At 67.3% G+C, this 15,856-nt stretch carries 19 protein-coding genes; 11 read left to right on the top strand and 8 right to left on the bottom strand.

Annotated elements, in window-relative coordinates:
- The first annotated feature begins 94 nt into the window (after positions 1 to 94).
- The 4 genes from exoT (at position 95) to VQ067_RS00475 (ending at position 3,696) form a co-directional block, all read left to right on the top strand.
- Positions 95 to 1,468: a T3SS effector bifunctional cytotoxin exoenzyme T gene (gene exoT, locus VQ067_RS00460; RefSeq protein WP_003114583.1), complete on the top strand. Its 1,374-nt coding sequence runs from the start codon at positions 95 to 97 to the stop codon at positions 1,466 to 1,468.
- Between the two features lie 495 nt (positions 1,469 to 1,963).
- Positions 1,964 to 2,650: a CsgG/HfaB family protein gene (locus VQ067_RS00465; protein ID WP_003083559.1), complete on the top strand. Its 687-nt coding sequence runs from the start codon at positions 1,964 to 1,966 to the stop codon at positions 2,648 to 2,650.
- Positions 2,651 to 2,680: 30 nt separating this feature from the next.
- Positions 2,681 to 3,034, top strand: coding sequence for a DUF4810 domain-containing protein (locus VQ067_RS00470; protein WP_003083569.1), 354 nt, complete (start codon positions 2,681 to 2,683; stop codon positions 3,032 to 3,034).
- Positions 3,031 to 3,696 carry a DUF799 domain-containing protein gene (locus VQ067_RS00475; protein WP_003083573.1) on the top strand — a complete coding sequence of 222 codons (666 nt, stop codon included), beginning with the start codon at positions 3,031 to 3,033 and terminating at the stop codon, positions 3,694 to 3,696. The genes VQ067_RS00470 and VQ067_RS00475 overlap by 4 nt, the downstream gene beginning before the upstream one ends.
- Positions 3,697 to 3,710: 14 nt before the next feature.
- Here the strand turns inward: VQ067_RS00475 and VQ067_RS00480 are convergent, their stop codons facing one another.
- Entirely contained in the window at positions 3,711 to 4,094 is a 384-nt protein-coding gene (locus VQ067_RS00480) for a helix-turn-helix domain-containing protein (protein ID WP_003104304.1), read from the bottom strand.
- Between the two features lie 281 nt (positions 4,095 to 4,375).
- Positions 4,376 to 6,037, bottom strand: coding sequence for a hypothetical protein (locus VQ067_RS00485; RefSeq protein ID WP_033991471.1), 1,662 nt, complete (start codon positions 6,035 to 6,037; stop codon positions 4,376 to 4,378).
- Positions 6,038 to 6,648: 611 nt separating this feature from the next.
- Between VQ067_RS00485 and VQ067_RS00490 the strand changes: the two genes are divergently transcribed.
- From VQ067_RS00490 to asnB, 3 genes are all read left to right on the top strand, one after another.
- Positions 6,649 to 6,789: a PA0050 family protein gene (locus VQ067_RS00490; RefSeq protein ID WP_003083582.1), complete on the top strand. Its 141-nt coding sequence runs from the start codon at positions 6,649 to 6,651 to the stop codon at positions 6,787 to 6,789.
- Between the two features lie 61 nt (positions 6,790 to 6,850).
- Positions 6,851 to 6,988, top strand: coding sequence for a PA0050 family protein (locus VQ067_RS00495; RefSeq protein ID WP_003083584.1), 138 nt, complete (start codon positions 6,851 to 6,853; stop codon positions 6,986 to 6,988).
- A 617-nt stretch (positions 6,989 to 7,605) separates the two neighbouring features.
- Complete coding sequence (gene asnB / locus VQ067_RS00500) at positions 7,606 to 9,438, top strand: asparagine synthase (glutamine-hydrolyzing) (protein ID WP_033991473.1); 1,833 nt, start codon at positions 7,606 to 7,608, stop codon at positions 9,436 to 9,438.
- A 52-nt stretch (positions 9,439 to 9,490) separates the two neighbouring features.
- Here the strand turns inward: asnB and VQ067_RS00505 are convergent, their stop codons facing one another.
- The 4 genes from VQ067_RS00505 to osaR form a co-directional block, all read right to left on the bottom strand.
- A complete protein-coding gene (locus VQ067_RS00505) occupies positions 9,491 to 9,919 on the bottom strand; it encodes a cupin domain-containing protein (RefSeq protein WP_003083588.1) in 429 nt (142 codons plus the stop codon).
- Positions 9,920 to 10,126: 207 nt separating this feature from the next.
- Complete coding sequence (locus VQ067_RS00510; protein WP_003083590.1) at positions 10,127 to 10,675, bottom strand: RNA 2'-phosphotransferase; 549 nt, start codon at positions 10,673 to 10,675, stop codon at positions 10,127 to 10,129.
- A gap of 38 nt (positions 10,676 to 10,713) precedes the next feature.
- Entirely contained in the window at positions 10,714 to 11,220 is a 507-nt protein-coding gene (locus VQ067_RS00515; RefSeq protein WP_003083593.1) for a DUF1993 domain-containing protein, read from the bottom strand.
- Between the two features lie 65 nt (positions 11,221 to 11,285).
- Positions 11,286 to 12,206: an oxidative stress response transcriptional regulator OsaR gene (gene osaR, locus VQ067_RS00520; protein ID WP_003083596.1), complete on the bottom strand. Its 921-nt coding sequence runs from the start codon at positions 12,204 to 12,206 to the stop codon at positions 11,286 to 11,288.
- Positions 12,207 to 12,313: 107 nt separating this feature from the next.
- On the opposite strand from osaR, the gene VQ067_RS00525 reads away from it, so the two are divergent.
- The 4 genes from VQ067_RS00525 (at position 12,314) to VQ067_RS00540 (ending at position 14,851) form a co-directional block, all read left to right on the top strand.
- Positions 12,314 to 13,201, top strand: coding sequence for an MBL fold metallo-hydrolase (locus tag VQ067_RS00525; RefSeq protein ID WP_003111522.1), 888 nt, complete (start codon positions 12,314 to 12,316; stop codon positions 13,199 to 13,201).
- A 62-nt stretch (positions 13,202 to 13,263) separates the two neighbouring features.
- A complete protein-coding gene (gene dsbM, locus VQ067_RS00530; protein WP_003111521.1) occupies positions 13,264 to 13,968 on the top strand; it encodes a disulfide reductase DsbM in 705 nt (234 codons plus the stop codon).
- 83 nt (positions 13,969 to 14,051) lie between these two features.
- Entirely contained in the window at positions 14,052 to 14,507 is a 456-nt protein-coding gene (locus VQ067_RS00535; RefSeq protein ID WP_003118563.1) for an OsmC family protein, read from the top strand.
- Positions 14,508 to 14,617: 110 nt separating this feature from the next.
- Complete coding sequence (locus VQ067_RS00540) at positions 14,618 to 14,851, top strand: DUF1161 domain-containing protein (protein ID WP_003083610.1); 234 nt, start codon at positions 14,618 to 14,620, stop codon at positions 14,849 to 14,851.
- A gap of 11 nt (positions 14,852 to 14,862) precedes the next feature.
- Here the strand turns inward: VQ067_RS00540 and VQ067_RS00545 are convergent, their stop codons facing one another.
- Positions 14,863 to 15,300, bottom strand: a complete 438-nt coding sequence (locus tag VQ067_RS00545) for a PA0061/PA0062 family lipoprotein (protein ID WP_003083612.1) — start codon at positions 15,298 to 15,300, stop codon at positions 14,863 to 14,865.
- Positions 15,301 to 15,356: 56 nt separating this feature from the next.
- Positions 15,357 to 15,773: a PA0061/PA0062 family lipoprotein gene (locus tag VQ067_RS00550; RefSeq protein ID WP_003083614.1), complete on the bottom strand. Its 417-nt coding sequence runs from the start codon at positions 15,771 to 15,773 to the stop codon at positions 15,357 to 15,359.
- Positions 15,774 to 15,856: the final 83 nt, after the last annotated feature.

The raw sequence follows: 15,856 nt of genomic DNA on the forward strand, positions 1-15,856 counted from the left end.
CCGCCAACAGTAAAAAAACCACGGCCAATCCTGATAGGCGGAGGGGCGCCTCGTTCCTAGACTGGCGGGGAAACATCAGGAGACGTCAATCATCATGCATATTCAATCATCTCAGCAGAACCCGTCTTTCGTGGCTGAGTTGAGCCAGGCCGTGGCCGGGCGCCTGGGACAGGTCGAGGCCCGCCAGGTGGCCACTCCCCGGGAGGCGCAACAACTGGCCCAGCGCCAGGAAGCACCGAAGGGCGAGGGCCTGCTCTCCCGCCTGGGGGCCGCCCTCGCGCGTCCCTTCGTGGCGATCATCGAGTGGCTGGGCAAACTGCTGGGGAGCCGTGCCCACGCCGCCACCCAGGCGCCGCTCTCCCGTCAGGACGCGCCGCCTGCCGCCAGTCTCTCTGCCGCCGAGATCAAGCAGATGATGCTGCAAAAGGCACTGCCCCTGACCTTGGGCGGACTTGGCAAGGCGAGCGAGCTGGCGACTTTGACAGCGGAGAGACTGGCGAAGGATCACACGCGCCTGGCCAGCGGCGACGGCGCCCTGCGCTCGCTGGCCACCGCCCTGGTCGGGATTCGCGATGGCAGCCGGATCGAGGCTTCCCGTACCCAGGCTGCCCGCCTGCTCGAACAGAGCGTTGGGGGGATCGCGCTGCAACAGTGGGGGACCGCGGGCGGTGCCGCCAGCCAGCATGTACTCAGCGCAAGCCCGGAGCAACTGCGCGAAATCGCCGTCCAACTGCATGCGGTAATGGACAAGGTCGCCCTGTTGCGCCACGCGGTAGAGAGCGAGGTAAAGGGCGAGCCTGTCGACAAGGCGCTGGCGGATGGCCTGGTGGAGCACTTCGGGCTGGAGGCGGAGCAGTACCTCGGCGAACACCCGGACGGGCCGTACAGCGATGCCGAGGTGATGGCGCTCGGTCTCTATACCAACGGCGAGTACCAGCACCTGAATCGGTCCCTGCGTCAGGGACGGGAGCTGGATGCGGGCCAGGCGTTGATCGACCGGGGCATGTCTGCCGCGTTCGAAAAGAGCGGACCGGCTGAACAGGTCGTGAAGACCTTCCGCGGCACCCAGGGCAGGGATGCCTTCGAGGCGGTGAAAGAGGGCCAGGTCGGCCACGACGCCGGCTATCTCTCCACCTCCCGGGACCCCGGCGTTGCCAGGAGCTTCGCGGGCCAGGGCACGATAACCACCCTGTTCGGCAGATCCGGGATCGATGTCAGCGAGATATCGATCGAGGGCGATGAGCAGGAGATCCTCTACGACAAGGGGACCGACATGCGCGTACTGCTCAGCGCCAAGGATGGGCAGGGTGTGACCCGTCGGGTGCTCGAAGAGGCCACGCTGGGGGAACGGAGCGGCCACGGCGAGGGACTGCTCGATGCCCTGGACCTGGCAACCGGGACGGATCGTTCAGGCAAGCCCCAGGAACAGGACCTGCGCCTGAGAATGCGCGGCCTCGACCTGGCCTGACCGGTCGACGGCAGAGACGGACACTCCCAAGGGGTGTCCGTTTTCGTTTGCGCCGTACAGCGTCGGGCGCAATGGGCGGCAAGGATGCCTGCCTGGCTGCCACCGGTGGGTGGCGGACACCGGTGCCCGGCGTCCCACCTCGCTCCTGCGAACGAGACGCAGTCAGAATTCTCCGAGTATGCTTCCTGCATAACGAAACGATCGGAATAACTGTGGTAACTTTGCCGCCCACCGAGATGGCCTATTGATGGCTCATACGGTTCGTGCATCGCTTCCCGCACGATTCTTTCGGATTTCCAAGGCCGGCCGGGAGCGCCGGTTGATCGACGCATTCGTATTTCAAGGAAAGAAAACGTGGCCATCCCATTTCGCCCCTCGCCTTGGCGCGCCGCCGTGCCGCCTGGCCTTCCTCGATTTTCACTACGCCCTCTTTTCCGCACACGGGTCGGCTAGAAGCCGCTCCGCGTCGATAGCGTTTTTTTCCAGGAGAACCCCATGAGTCACAGCGCCAACAAAGCACTACTGCCGCTCCTCGCCGTCGCCACCCTGGCCGGCCTGGCGGGCTGCGCCACCGAGACCTCCACCGCGTTGCCGGTTCAGCAGGTCGAGAGCGTCAACCGACCCTACAGCGGCGTGCGTTCGCCGATTGCGGTAGGCAAGTTCGACAACCGCTCCAGCTACATGCGCGGGATCTTTTCCGATGGCGTCGACCGCCTCGGCGGCCAGGCCAAGACCATTCTCATCACCCACCTGCAGCAGACCAATCGCTTCAACGTGCTGGACCGCGACAACATGAGCGAGATCCAGCAGGAAGCGGCGATCAAGGGCCAGGCCCAGCGCCTGAAGGGTGCCGACTACGTGGTGACCGGCGACGTCACCGAGTTCGGCCGCAAGGAAGTCGGCGACCGCCAGCTGTTCGGCATCCTCGGCCGCGGCAAGTCGCAGATCGCCTACGCCAAGGTGGCGCTGAACATCGTCAACATCTCTACCTCGGAGGTCGTCTATTCGACCCAGGGCGCTGGCGAGTACGCCCTGTCCAACCGCGAGGTGATCGGCTTCGGCGGCACCGCCAGCTACGACTCGACCCTCAACGGCAAGGTTCTCGACCTGGCCATGCGCGAGGCGGTGAACAAGTTGGTCAACGCGGTCGATAGCGGCGCCTGGAAGCCACAGAACCAATAATCCACCAGAAACCAGGGAATCACGGCACACATGAGCAAGACGATCACATGGACGGCGGCGCTGCTGGGGAGCATGGCGCTGGCCGGGTGCAGCGGACCGAAGACGCTGTACCAGTGGGAGGGCTACCAGGCCCAGGTCCACGAATACTTCAAGGGTGAATCCAAGGAGGCCCAGGCGCAGGCGCTGGAAGCCGACCTCGAGAAGATCCGGGCGAAGAACGGCGCGGTGCCGCCGGGCTACCACGCCCAGCTGGGGCTGCTCTATTCCAGCATCGGCAAGGACGACCAGATGGTCCGCGAGTTCGAGACCGAGAAGGCGCTGTTTCCCGAGTCGGCGACCTACATGGACTTCCTCCTGAACAACGCCCGTGGAGGTGCCCGTTGAAACTCGCCCGACTGTCCGGCCTGGTGGCCGGTTTCACCCTGCTGGCCCTGCTCGGCGGCTGCGCGCCGACCAAGAGCGTCGATTACTCGGCGTTCAAGCAGGCCAAGCCGCGCTCGATCCTGGTCCTGCCGCCGCTGAACGAGTCGCCCGACGTGAAGGCGACCTACAGCATGCTCTCGCAGGTCACCTTCCCGCTGGCCGAGGCCGGCTACTACGTGGTGCCGGTGGCGCTGGCCGACGAGACCTTCCGCCAGAACGGCCTGACCAGCGCCGGCGACGTGCACCAGGTGTCCCCGGCCAAGCTGCGCGAGATCTATGGCGCCGACGCGGCGCTGTACGTCACGGTGAGCGACTACGGCACGCGCTACATGGTGATCAGCAGCGCGACCATCGTCACCGCCAGCGCCAAGCTGGTCGACCTGCGATCCGGCACCACCCTGTGGACCGGCTCGGCGACCGCCTCCAGCGAGGAAGGCAACGGCGGCAACAACGGCGGCCTGGTGGGCATGCTGATCACCGCGGCGGTCAAGCAGATCATCAACAGTTCGGTGGAGGACGCCGGTTATCCGATCGCCGGGATGACCAGTGCGCGCCTGCTCTCGGCCGGCCAGCCGGGCGGACTGTTGTACGGCCCGCGCTCGCCGAGGTACGGCAGCGACTGAGCCGTGCGCCAGGGCTACGGGGACGTCTCCGTGGCCTCGGCGCAAGCCGCCGGGAGGGGCTTGGCCGCTGCGTTGCGCTTGGCCATGTACTGGCGGATCAGGTCGTCGAGCAACGCCCGGATGGCGCGCCGCTCGTCCAGCCGCAGGCGGCCGATGGCCTCGAACTGCAGGCGCAGGTCTTCCGGTAGCGCCTGCCGCTCGCTGCGCTCGCAGACCAGCCAGTCGAGGGGCACCGCGAAACGTCCGGCGATGGTTTGCAGCACCACCAGCGACGGGTGCCCGCCCTTGGTTTCGAAGTGCCGCAACTGGCTCACGGTGACGCCCAATCGCTCGGCCATCTGCCGTTGGGTCAGGGCGTTCTGCTGGCGTAGGCGTAGGAGATTCTGCGCGAAGCTCATGGAAAACTCTCCAAGTCAGGGGAAATCCTTGCCACCGCCCCGGTGATGCGGGCGATGGCGGTTGTCTCCATCATCGGCGTTCCCACTCTTTGACTCTGCCCTACCGTTCCGGCGCGGGCCTGGGAAAGCTCCGGGTCGTGAGTCCGAGGTTTCCCCGCGTGCCGCCTTTTTCGATTCAGTAGAGGCTGAAGCGACGGGCTACCGTCCCGTTGGCCTACGTCGGCGGCAGTTTGGCTCCGCGGCGAAGCGATAGGACGCGAGGGCCTTGCGCCTGGCGAGGACTAGTCCGCTTGCGCCCCCTGCGCCAGGGCGTTGCCGACGCCCACCAGCAGCGCCCGGGTCTGCGCCACGATGGCGCTGCGGTAGGCCTCGTAGCGGGCGTCGCTGATGGCGTTGTCGTTGCGCGCGCCGCCGCCGCTCGCCGGTACGCCGGTGTAGTAGTTGTTCATCACCGGGACATGGATGTGCCCGGCGGGAATCTCCAGGCGGAACGCGTCGCGCAGCACCGTGTTGCGGTAGGCGCTCTCGTTGGACAGGTAGTCGCCGCCACCGCCGTTGCGCGCGCAGATCCGTCGGTTCGGCGGGAGCACCAGGGAGGGATCGGGCATGGCGTTCATCACCCCGTTGGTCGGCACGTTTTCGGTGCGCGGGTTGGCGCAATCGGGGAAGAAGTCGTAGTTGGTGTGCCAGGTGACGTCGAAGCCTTCCGCGGCCTGGCTGGTAGCGCCCGGCGGCCGCTCGATGCCGCGCCAGGTATCGGCGGCGAGCAACTGGCGGACCGGCAGCGAGGCCTTGGAGAACTGTGCCGGCAGGTTCTGCCGCCAGCGGCTGGCGCTGTCGTAGCCGAGCCAGCGGCGCGGCGGGTTGATATTGCAGCCGGAGCCCCGCAGGGAAATCGGCGCGGTGCCGGGATTGGTCACGCTGCCCAGGGGAAGCACGTAGTTGGGCAAAGCGCTGTCGGCGGGGCAGTAGACGATGCCGTCGTTGCCGGCGGAGGAGCCGTGGAAGCGGCCGTTCCAGGCCTCCAGCCAGAACTGGTTGGCGCCGCCCTGGCTGATGGTGATGGAGGCGTCGACCCGGCGCGGGCCTGGGCGGAACCAGGGGCCCAGGGTGTCTTCCTGCATGCCGCGGTTGAACGGGTCGTAGCTGACCGGCAACAGGTAGGCCTCGATACGCAGCAGGCTGCCGTCGGCCAGCCTGAACTCGCGGCCGTCCAGCGCAAGGGCGGTGGCGCCCGAGGGGTTGCCGTTGCGCAGGCCGGTGTTCGCCGTCCCGGGAGTGCCCAGGGTGAAGACGTCGAAGCCGCTGATGATCATCCGCCGGTAGCGCGAGCCGTCGGCGGCGTAGCGGCGCGGCAGGTCGATGTCCAGCTGTCCGCGCGAGGCGCGTTCGAAGCGCCATTGCAGCGCCTGGGCCTGGGCCTTGCCGAGGTGGAAGGATGGCGCCCACTGGCGCAGGGTGCGGGTCATGTAGAGGCGCGTCCAGTAGAGCATGCGGTCATCGCTGGCCGGCAGCGCGCCGGCGGGAATGGCGCGGCGACCCTGGGCCCGGTCGACGGCGGCGCGCCACAGCGCGCGGCCCTCTTCGGTGACCAGCTTCAGTGCCTTGGCGTAGCTGCTGACCGGGGTGCGGCCGTCGGCGGCGCACAGGCGCTTGGCGAAGGCCGGTTCGAAGCCGTCGAAGCCGGCGCCCTTGACGATGCGCTCGGCCAGCGGCGTCTGGTCATGGGTGACGACGTTGGCGCCGCTGAACGGCAGCGGCGTGTCGAGCCGGCGCTCCTCGTAGGACAACGCTGCCTCGCGGTCCCAGGAACAGGCGACGCTGGGCGGCGTGCGGGCGCCGGCGAGGTCGCCGTTGGCGGCCCAGCCGGCGCCGGGCAGCAGGGCCGCCGAGACGGCCAGGGCGAAGAGGGAGTATCGGCTTGCGTGAGGGGCGTAGCGCATCGGGTGGACTCCTGTTCTTGTTCGGTTCATGGGTCGATCGGTGCGGCGGGCGGAGCGCGGGCGAGCAGCGCCCGCCGGCGGCGCGGGGGCCGGGGCCGACGCAAGGTGCGTCGCGGGTTGCTGCGGTGGCGGACGGGAGGGCGGTGCTAGGGGGCGCGTGTCGCCGGTAGACGGAGGCGCGCGGAGGGAGGGTTGCGGGACGACGCGGAGGCGTCTGGGGAAGTCAGGTCCTTTGCCATGGATGCACCGATCGTTGTTCTTGCTGTTGTGGGGCGTCGGTGGGTGCACGGCCGGACTTCGCACCCGTGCGGCATTCTTGGAGGCGCCGGCGCGGGGCGTCCAACGAATTTATGTGGCCGCCGGGGATAGGAAAAGTTGATGGCGAACCGGTGCCGAAGCCCCCTGCCCCGGTACTTTCGCTGGCGCTGCGGCAATCCACCGCACTGGCGCGTTCGCTCGGGCTGGTCTTTGCTCTCCGGGGTCCGGCGGCTCGCCGGCGAGTCTTGCGGTGCGCCGCGAGCGGACGGGCGTTCGGTCCCTCTGCAGGCAAATGCCCTTGTTTTCGGAGAAGGACACGGATCGTTGATCGCTGTTTCGACCAAGGAGGTCAGATGAAAAGGAAGATGCTGGCGGCTTCGCTGCTGCTGTGGATGTTCTCGCTGACGGCGCAGGCGGACTGCGCGGTGCTCGGGCCGGGGGAAGATCCCTGCGCGGGCCCGGTGCTGGGGCCGACCGTCTGCGAGTGCCCGTGATGACCGACTGTACCCTCGACCAGGGACAGGGAGCGTTCTATTACCAACCAGGAGGTTGCAAATGAAGAAAGTACTGTTGGCTGTGTTCCTGCTCTGTGGCTTCTCTCTTACCGCCCAGGCCGCGTGCCCGGTTTTCGGCCCATCCGAGGACCCGTGCAGCGGGCCGGTGTTCGGTCCGTCGACCTGCGAATGCCCTTGAGGTAGGTCGTCTGGCGGGCCCGGTGCAGCGGGCCCGCTTCCGGATGGATCGCTCGCTCGAACTTTAATTCTCCATTCCCCGCGCCGCCCTACTTTTCCCGCTCGTCCATCGTCGCGTCGAACGTTGCCACGAAATCAGCGTCGGTGGACAACTCTTATATTCAATAGTTGTACGATCTGAGTTTGTTGTAGTCATTTGCTTAGTTGGCTATCCATATGATTGCCGTAAAGCAATTATAAGTTTAATTGAGTTCGCTTTCTAAGTCTTTGGAAAGAGCCATGAACGACCCTGTAATATCTGGCTGTAGAGCCACGCAATGATGTTTCAGGATATTTCAGTAATTTTGTAGATTATTGTTTTCCCTTTGTTTTTTTAAAAACAGCTACCAGAGTTAGATGAATATTAATTAACTCGGCCACGTTTTTTCCTGTTCTATCATTGGCCTTCCTTAGGCGCAGGCCTGCCGAAACTGCTTATCTTCAGGTCCTCGAAAAGTTCATACATCGACCGCCTTGGGCGAAGCATTCGTACGCCGGCAATCTGTCCGGCCGCACGGATGTTTTCAGCATGTTCTCTGGATGAGTTTCCCGATAAACATCAATTAGAGGAGTTTCCCTATGTGCGGTCTCGCGGGTTGGGTGGATTACACGCGCAAGCTCGACGACGAATTTCCGGCGATCTTCGCCATGACCGATACGCTCGCCTTGCGCGGGCCGGATGCCGAGGGCATCTGGAAGCACCGCAACGCCCTGCTGGGTCACCGGCGACTGGCGGTCATCGACCTCAGCGGCGGCGTGCAGCCGATGTCCTATCGCTTTCCCACCGGCCAGGAGGTCACCCTCGTCTACACCGGCGAGGTGTACAACCACGATGCCCTGCGCGAGCGGTTGCGCCGGGCCGGACACGAGTTCCGCACCCGCAGCGATACCGAGGTGGTCCTGCACGCCTATCTGCAATGGGGCGAGCATTGTTGCGAGCACCTGACCGGGATGTTCGCCTTCGCCGTCTTCGATGGCCGCGACGGCCACCTGCTGCTGGTGCGCGACCGCCTGGGCATCAAGCCGCTGTATTACGCGCGGCACCGCGAGGGACTGCTGTTCGGCTCGGAGATCAAGTCCATCCTGGCGCATCCGGAATTCGCCGCCAGGCTCGACGCGGTCGGCCTGGTCGACCTCCTGACGCTGTCCCGGGGCACTTCGCAGACGCCGTTCCGCGAGGTCCAGGAACTGCTGCCCGGCCACCTGCTGTCCTGGCGTCCCAATTCCCAGGCGAAGTTACGCCGCTACTGGGAGGTGCGCCGCCAGGAGCATGCCGACGACCTGCAGAGCACCGTGCAGCGCACCCGCGAACTGGTCACCCGCGCCCTGGGGTCGCAATTGCACGCCGACGTTCCGGTGTGTTCGCTGCTATCGGGTGGGCTCGATTCGACCGCCCTGACCGGCATCGCCCAGCGCATCGCGAAGGCGGAGCACGGCGGCGACATCAATTCATTCTCGGTGGACTTCGTCGGTCAGGCCGAGCAGTTCCGCAGCGACGACCTGCGTCCCGACCAGGACCAGCCGTTCGCCCTGCTGGCCGCGCAGTACATCGGCAGCCGTCATCGCACCGTGCTCATCGAAAATGCCGAACTGGTCTGCGAACGAGCGCGCGAAGAGGTATTCCGGGCCAAGGACGTACCTTTCACCTTCGGCGACATGGATACCTCGCTGCACCTGATGTTCGGCGAGATCCGCCGGCATTCCACGGTGGCCATCTCCGGCGAAGGCGCCGACGAGCTGTTCGGTGGCTACGGCTGGTTCCGCGATCCGCAGGCGGTGGCTGCGGCGCGCTTCCCCTGGGCCTCCAGGGTGCATTTGCCGGCCGGCTTCATCGACGCCGGTTTCAACCGCCGCTGCGATCTCCTCCAGTACCAGCAGGCCAGCTACGACGATGGGCTGCGCCAGGTCGAACACCTGGCCGGCGACAGCCCGGAGGAGCGGCGGATGCGCGAGTTCAGCCACCTGCACCTGAAGCGCTGGATGGTGCTGCTGCTCGAACGCAAGGATCGCCTGAGCATGTGCAACGGCCTGGAGGTGCGGGTGCCCTACACCGACCATGAACTGGTGGAGTACGTCTACAACGTGCCCTGGTCGATCAAGAGCCGGGACGGCGAGGAGAAGTGGCTGCTCAAGCGGGCCTGCGCCGACTATGTCCCGGAAGCCGTGCTCAAGCGCCGCAAGAGCCCTTATCCGACTTCTGCCAACCTCGGCTACGAGCGTTTCCTGCGCGGGAGCGTGCGGCGCTTGCTGGAGGACGCGGCGAACCCGGTGTTCGGCATCGTTTCGCGGGAGTTCCTGGCCGCCGAACTGGAGCATCCGGAGGGGTACTTCAACACCCAGGTGAGCCGCCACAACCTGGAGACCGCGCTGGCGCTGGAAGGCTGGCTCAGGTTGTACGGGCTCTCCGCCTGAGCGTGATGCGGGGCGTGGCGGGCCCGGGCTGCTGTCCGGCCCGCCGGCGTCTTCAGGCGTCGGGCATTTCGCCGCGTTCGCCGAGCCCCACCGGCATGCCTTCCACGCCGGCATGGAACAGCAGGGCTTCCACCGGTTCGGCCCCGGCTATCAGGCGATGGATGATGTTCATCAGGCAACCCGCCGCCTCGCCTTCCAGCACCCGCGTGCTCTGGGCACCGTCGCGGGTCTCCAGGCGCAGTTCGCCCTTGAGCACGTAGAGCGCGCTGGGCATCGGATGGACCTGCCAGTCCAGGCGTTCGTGGGCGGCCAGGCTCAGGCGCTGCACGGTGAGCTGCGGCTGGCCGAGGGGATAGCCGAGGTAGAGCGAGCCGTTCCAGGCGCAGCCGCTGCGCAGCAGGGTTTCGCGGTGCGGACTGGTTGCGGCCGGGAGGTCGCGGCTGGGTGGGAACACATGCACGTGGCTGGGACGAAGGTCCATCGGGCGTCCTGCGCTTGTCGGTATTTTTCCTCAGTCAAGCCGGCTTTCACCGCCTGCTCCACTGCCGCTTCTGCTAGGCGGCAGCGGGCCATCAAGGGGGCGGTTGGTTCATCGCAGGCGGCGGCTTCCTCCTTTAGCCTCGGCGTATCGGCGGATAACGCTGCGCGTTATGCGCCCTACGGCTTCCCGATGAGAGGCGATGCCTTCTCAAGCCTCGCGGATGAACCGCACGGGTACCCGCTCGGTCAGCCAGACGCCGTTCTCCGCCTGGTGGAATAGGTGCCCGGCCAGGTGCATGTCGCGCGCGTCGATTTCCAGCAGAACCGGGTTGCCGTAGCGGCGGCCGACTTCCAGGGCGGTGGCGCGGCGGGCGGAGAGATGGACGTGGTGGCGGCTGCCGGGAACCAGGCCGCGCTCGCGGATGGAGTCGAGGAAGCGGCTGGCGGTGCCGTGGTAGAGCACTGCGGGCGGGACCGCGGGGGCGTAGGCGATGGCCACCGCGGCATGCGAGTGGCCTTGCACGGCGCGGATGCGCTGGCCATCGGCGGAGAGGGCGAAGCGCTTCTTGTCGTTGTTCTCGACCACCGCGCCGAGCAGCACGCGGTCGAGGGCGCGGCCGTCCCGCGCCGCGCCGGCGATCAGGGCGTCGATGTCGGCCCAGCCTTCGCCGTCCAGCGTCAGGCCGATGGCCTCGGGCTGGTGGCGAAGGACATAGCTGAGGAACTTGCTGGTGTCGTCGAGGGTTTTCCGATCCATTCCATGGTCCTTGTGCGTGCCATCCCGGCGCGGGAGCCTCAGGCGCCGCCGAGGAAGTCCATCTTGCCCAGTTCGACGCCGTTGTGGCGGAGGATGGCGTAGGCGGTGGTGACGTGGAAGAAGAAGTTGGGCAGGGCGAAGCCGAAGAGGAAGTCGCGGCCGTTGAAGCTGATCTCCTGGCCGCGCACCTTGAGGGTCACGTTGCGCTCTTCGGCGCCGTCCAGTTGTTCCTCGCGGATGCCCTCGAGGAACTCGACGGTGCGGGCGATGCGTGCCTGGAGTTCGTCGAAGGTGGTTTCCGTATCCGCGTAGCTCGGCACTTCCAGCCCGGCCAGCCGCGCGCCGGCGCCCTTGGCGGCGTCGCTGGCGATCTGCACCTGGCGCGCCAGGGGGAACATGTCCGGCGCCAGCCGGGCGTCGATGAAGATGCGCGGATCGATGTTCTTCGCTTCGGCGTGGGCGGCGGCTTTCTTCAGGATCGCCGAGAGGTTGCCGAGGGTGCGCAGGAAGGTCGGGATCGAAGCCTGGTAGATCGACAGGGACATGGACGTGCTCCAGACAGGGGATAAAGGTGCGTCGAAGGCGGCGCGTCCAGCAGTCTACCCGGCTTTCACGCCAGCGCCAGGGGGCCCGCCTCGTCCCAGTGCGGATCGGCCGCCATCCGTTCGACCAGGAAGTCCAGCAGCGCCCGCAGCGCCGGCGGCATCTGCCGGCGCGAGGCGTACACCGCGTGGATGCCGAGCACCTGCGGCGACCACTCCGGCAGCAGCGCCACCAGGCGTCCGCTACGGATCAGCGGGGCTGCCGAGTACAGCGGCTGCTGGCTGATCCCGGCACCGGCGGCGGCGGCCTCCAGCAGCACGGTGGATTCGTTGGCGCTGAGACTGCCACCCACCGGCACGCTGGTCGGCTCGCCGTCGCGCTCGAACTGCCAGAGACTGCGGCCGAAGTAGGAGTAGGTCAGGCAGTTGTGCAGCGCCAGGTCCTCCGGGCGCCGCGGGGTGCCGTGGCGGCGCAGGTAGTCCGGCGCGGCGCAGATCACCGAGCGGCATTCGCCGAGGCGGCGGGCGATCAGGTTGGGGTCGAGCTGGTTGGCGATGCGCAGGGCCAGGTCGATGCGCTCCTCCACCAGGTTGACCACCTGGCTGTTGACCTGCAGGTCGATGGCGGTGCCCGGGTAGCGCTCGACGAAGGCGGCGGCGGCACGGGTCAGCCAGGCCTGGGCGAAGGACAGGCTGCTGGTGATGCGCAGGGTGCCGCGCGGGCTGTCGCGGCGGGTCTGGCCGGTGGCCTGCATGGCGTCGGCCACGGCGAGCATCTCGCGGCACTGCGGCAACAGCTCCGCGCCGGCGTCGGTCAGGCTCAGGCGGCGGGTGCTGCGGTGCAGCAGGCGTGCGCCGACCCACTCCTCCAACTCGGCGAGGTAGCGCGAGACCATCGCCCGGGACATGTCCAGACGCTCGGCGGCGGCGGTCTGGCTGCCGCTGTCGATGACCTCGACGAAGACGCGGGTGGCGGTCAGGCGGTCCATGATTCGCTCGATCCATGCAACAAAGCTGTGATTATTGCGGGGCTTTTTGCGCGCTTTCAAGCAACTAACATGGCAAGCCTCTGATCCCACTGCCTGGAGAACCGCTCATGTCGCGCCATGGATTGCTTCGTTCCCTGTTCGCCGCCGCCGCCCTGCTGGGTGCCGCCGGCGTCTTCGCCGCCAGCGCCGAACCGCTGCGGCTGGAGGTCTACAACCCCGGCGAGAAGGCGATCTTCGCCGTGTCCTCGGAACTGCTGGTGGGCCAGCGCGAGGCGATGCTGATCGACGCGCAGTTCTCCCGCGCCGACGCCGAGCAACTGGTCAAGCGTATCCAGGCCAGCGGCAAGACCCTCAGCACTATCTACATCAGCCACGGCGACCCGGACTTCTACTTCGGCCTCGACGTGCTGAAGGCCGCCTTCCCCGAGGCGAAGATCCTCGCGACGGCGCAGACCGTCGCACACATCCAGGCGACCAAGGACGCCAAGCTGGCCTACTGGGGGCCGATCCTCAAGGACAACGCGCCGACGTCGCTGGTGGTGCCGGAGCCGCTGAAGGGCGACCAGTTGAAGCTGGAAGGCCATGCCCTGAAGGTGGTCGACCTGAAGGGGCCGAGCCCGGACCGCACGGTGCTGTGGATTCCGTCGCTGAAGACGGTGGTCGGTGGCGTGCTGGTGGAATCCGGTTCGCACGTCTGGACCGCCGATACCCAGACCAAGGCCTCGCGCCAGGCCTGGGTGGCGATGCTCGACCGGATCGAGGCGCTGCAACCGCGGCGCGTGGTGCCCGGCCATTTCACCGGCGAGGAGCCGAAGGGCCTGGACGGCGTGCGCTTCACCCGTGACTACCTGAAGGCCCTGGAAGCCGAACTGCCCAAGGCCAGGGATTCCGCCGCGCTGGTCGAGGCGATGAAGCGCCGCTACCCGAACCTGCCGGGCGAGGAAGGCCTGGAGCTGAGCGCCAAGGTGCTCAAGGGCGAGATGCAGTGGCCCTGAGCCGCGCCCGCCGATAGCCGCTGATCGAGGCGTCCCCTGCGGGGCGTCTCGTGGAGACCGAGATGAACGACCTCACCCTGCATTACCTCTACGATCCGCTCTGCGGCTGGTGCTACGGCGCCTCACCGCTGCTCGCCGCCGCCCGCGAGGTGACGGGTCTGGACGTACGCCTGCATGGCGGCGGCATGATGACCGATGCCAACCGCCAGCCGGTCGGCGCCGGTCTGCGCCACTACGTGATGCCCCATGACCTGCGGATCGCCCAACTGACCGGCCAGCCGTTCGGCAAGGACTACTTCGACGGCCTGCTGCGCGACACCAGCGCGGTATTCGACTCGGCCCCGCCGACCGCCGCCGTGCTTGCCGCCGAAGCGCTCGACGGCCTCGGCGCGGCGATGCTGGCGCGGATCCAGCGTGCCCACTACGTCGAGGGCCGGCGTATCGCCGAGCGTCCGGTGCTGCTCGAGCTGGGTGCCGAACTGGGGCTTGGCGAGGGCTTCGCCGAGGCGTTCGACGCCTGCTCCGGCGAGCCGCTGCGCGCGCACTTCGCCGACAGTCGGCGGCTGATGAACCGTCTCGGCGCCGCTGGCTTCCCGACCTTCGCCCTGGAGCGCGACGGCCGCCTGCAGGTGCTCGACACCGGGCGCTACCTCGGCCAGCCGGACGACTGGCGGGCTTTCCTCGAAACGCAGCTGCGCCTTGCCGGCGGCAGCGGTGCCGTGGGCGGGGCCGCGGCGCCGCTCTGCCGCATCGACGGTTGCGCCTGAATCCCGCCGCCGCGCAAGCGGACTGAACTTGTCCGGCTGCGTCGTCCTCCCATGTAGACATGCCCGCTCGCCGACGCGAGCGGATGTCCATCCACAGCTCCGGAGGAGTCGACATGAAGAAGACGGCATCGGCGGTCTGGCAAGGCGGCCTGAAAGACGGCAAGGGCACCCTTTCCACCGAAAGCGGCGCGCTCAAGGACAACCCCTATGGCTTCAATACCCGCTTCGAGGGCGCACCGGGAACCAACCCGGAAGAGCTGATCGGCGCGGCCCACGCCGGCTGCTTCAGCATGGCCCTGTCGATGATGCTCGGTGAGGCCGGCCTGACCGCCGAACGTATCGAGACCCGCGCCGAGGTCACCCTCGACAAGCAGTCCGACGGTTTCGCCATCACTGCCGTGCACCTGGTGCTCAGGGCGCGCGTGCCGGGGGCGGACGCGCAGACCTTCGAGCAGATCGCCAACAAGGCCAAGGCCGGTTGCCCGGTATCCAAGGTGCTCAACGCGAAGATCAGCCTGGACGCCAGCCTCGACGGCTGAGCGGAACGCTTCCCCAGCCCGGCGAACTGGCCCTGGCCTGCCGCAGTCGAATGCGGCAGGATGCGCTGCGCAGCACTCGGCTGCCAGGCATCGACGAGGAGTGACGGGTCATGAAAACCATCGGGCTGGGGATTGCCGCCTTGCTGTTCAGCGCCACGGCGCTGGCCGCGCCGAAGCCGTGCGAGGAACTCAAGGCGGAGATCGAGACCAAGATCCAGTCGGCCGGGGTGACCTCCTACACCCTGGAGATCGTGCGCAACGACGAAGTCAGCGACCCGAACATGGTGGTCGGCAGTTGCGAGAACGGCACCAAGAAGATCATCTACCAGAAGAACGACGACTGAGCCGCTGCGTTTCAGTACGGCGGGCAGCGGCTGGTCTGGAAGTTCGAACGGGCGACCACCTCGCCGCGCTCGTCGCTCAGTAGCGCCAGCGCCCTGCGCAATTGCGGGCGCACCTCCAGGCGATAGCGCCGGCCCGCCTCGAAGCCGTCATAGACCACCTGCTGGTAGCAGTTGATCTGCACCGGCTCGCCGAAGCCGCCGCCCCCGCCGCCGGAACCGCCATAGAGTTCGTACTGGAAGCGCACCTCCAGCACATGGCGTCCCGGAGTGACCTGGAAGTAGCGCCCGTCGCTCAACCGCTCGCCGTCCAGGCGCTCGGCCAGCAGGGTATTGGCCGGCGCGCTGCGCAGCTCGACCCAGGCCATCTGCGGGTCCGGCTGCGGCAGCGGTCCGGCGCAGCCGGCGAGGAGCAGCAGCGCGAGCGGGACGAGACGGGTGAGTGGACGCATGGGGCGGGCTCCGGAGGGCGTTCAGCTCCTAGCATAGCGCCCTCGCCTTGCGCCGTTCAGACCTTCGCGCAGCGCCCCTCGCGGCCGCGCGCCAGTTCCCTGTTGTCCTGGTCGTAGAGCTTCGCCCAGGGACGGAAGCCGATGTGCCCGGCCTCCAGGCGGTAGCGCTGGCCGGCGCTGAAGTCCTTGAACTTGAGGTTGAGCTGGCAATCGCGCCAGAGCGGGCTGTCCACGGGGCCGATGTTGGTCGGGTCGACGGTGAACTGGTAGCGCACCGTGAGTTCGCGGGTGCCGGGATCGACCTCGAAGTAGCGCGTGCGGTCCCAGCTCTTGTCGTCGACTTCCACGGCGGCGAGATCGGCGTCGGGCTGGGTATCGAGGTCGACCCAGGCGCGGTTCGGGTCGGGGGTGGGCATCAGCAGTGAGCAGCCGCTCAGGACGAGCAGGCCACCGGCAAGCAGCAGCGTACGCATAGAAGACTCCGAAGCTCCTTTAACCCGGCCGCCATCCGTCGCGCCTTGGAAAAACGCCTTGCGTTCCTCCGCCTCGCCGGATC

Source organism: Pseudomonas sp. KBN12P06040 (assembly GCF_037574965.1).
In the GTDB taxonomy this organism is placed as follows: domain Bacteria; phylum Pseudomonadota; class Gammaproteobacteria; order Pseudomonadales; family Pseudomonadaceae; genus Pseudomonas; species Pseudomonas aeruginosa.

What these genes read in the sequence shown, in the direction of transcription:
- exoT (WP_003114583.1), top strand. Translation starts at nt 95, where the DNA reads ATGCATATTCAATCATCTCAGCAGAACCCGTCTTTCGTGGCTGAGTTG.
- VQ067_RS00465 (WP_003083559.1), top strand. Translation starts at nt 1,964, where the DNA reads ATGAGTCACAGCGCCAACAAAGCACTACTGCCGCTCCTCGCCGTCGCC.
- VQ067_RS00470 (WP_003083569.1), top strand. Translation starts at nt 2,681, where the DNA reads ATGAGCAAGACGATCACATGGACGGCGGCGCTGCTGGGGAGCATGGCG.
- VQ067_RS00480 (WP_003104304.1), bottom strand. Translation starts at nt 4,094, where the DNA reads ATGAGCTTCGCGCAGAATCTCCTACGCCTACGCCAGCAGAACGCCCTG.
- VQ067_RS00485 (WP_033991471.1), bottom strand. Translation starts at nt 6,037, where the DNA reads ATGCGCTACGCCCCTCACGCAAGCCGATACTCCCTCTTCGCCCTGGCC.
- VQ067_RS00490 (WP_003083582.1), top strand. Translation starts at nt 6,649, where the DNA reads ATGAAAAGGAAGATGCTGGCGGCTTCGCTGCTGCTGTGGATGTTCTCG.
- VQ067_RS00495 (WP_003083584.1), top strand. Translation starts at nt 6,851, where the DNA reads ATGAAGAAAGTACTGTTGGCTGTGTTCCTGCTCTGTGGCTTCTCTCTT.
- asnB (WP_033991473.1), top strand. Translation starts at nt 7,606, where the DNA reads ATGTGCGGTCTCGCGGGTTGGGTGGATTACACGCGCAAGCTCGACGAC.
- VQ067_RS00505 (WP_003083588.1), bottom strand. Translation starts at nt 9,919, where the DNA reads ATGGACCTTCGTCCCAGCCACGTGCATGTGTTCCCACCCAGCCGCGAC.
- VQ067_RS00510 (WP_003083590.1), bottom strand. Translation starts at nt 10,675, where the DNA reads ATGGATCGGAAAACCCTCGACGACACCAGCAAGTTCCTCAGCTATGTC.
- VQ067_RS00515 (WP_003083593.1), bottom strand. Translation starts at nt 11,220, where the DNA reads ATGTCCCTGTCGATCTACCAGGCTTCGATCCCGACCTTCCTGCGCACC.
- osaR (WP_003083596.1), bottom strand. Translation starts at nt 12,206, where the DNA reads ATGGACCGCCTGACCGCCACCCGCGTCTTCGTCGAGGTCATCGACAGC.
- VQ067_RS00525 (WP_003111522.1), top strand. Translation starts at nt 12,314, where the DNA reads ATGTCGCGCCATGGATTGCTTCGTTCCCTGTTCGCCGCCGCCGCCCTG.
- dsbM (WP_003111521.1), top strand. Translation starts at nt 13,264, where the DNA reads ATGAACGACCTCACCCTGCATTACCTCTACGATCCGCTCTGCGGCTGG.
- VQ067_RS00535 (WP_003118563.1), top strand. Translation starts at nt 14,052, where the DNA reads ATGTCCATCCACAGCTCCGGAGGAGTCGACATGAAGAAGACGGCATCG.
- VQ067_RS00540 (WP_003083610.1), top strand. Translation starts at nt 14,618, where the DNA reads ATGAAAACCATCGGGCTGGGGATTGCCGCCTTGCTGTTCAGCGCCACG.
- VQ067_RS00545 (WP_003083612.1), bottom strand. Translation starts at nt 15,300, where the DNA reads ATGCGTCCACTCACCCGTCTCGTCCCGCTCGCGCTGCTGCTCCTCGCC.
- VQ067_RS00550 (WP_003083614.1), bottom strand. Translation starts at nt 15,773, where the DNA reads ATGCGTACGCTGCTGCTTGCCGGTGGCCTGCTCGTCCTGAGCGGCTGC.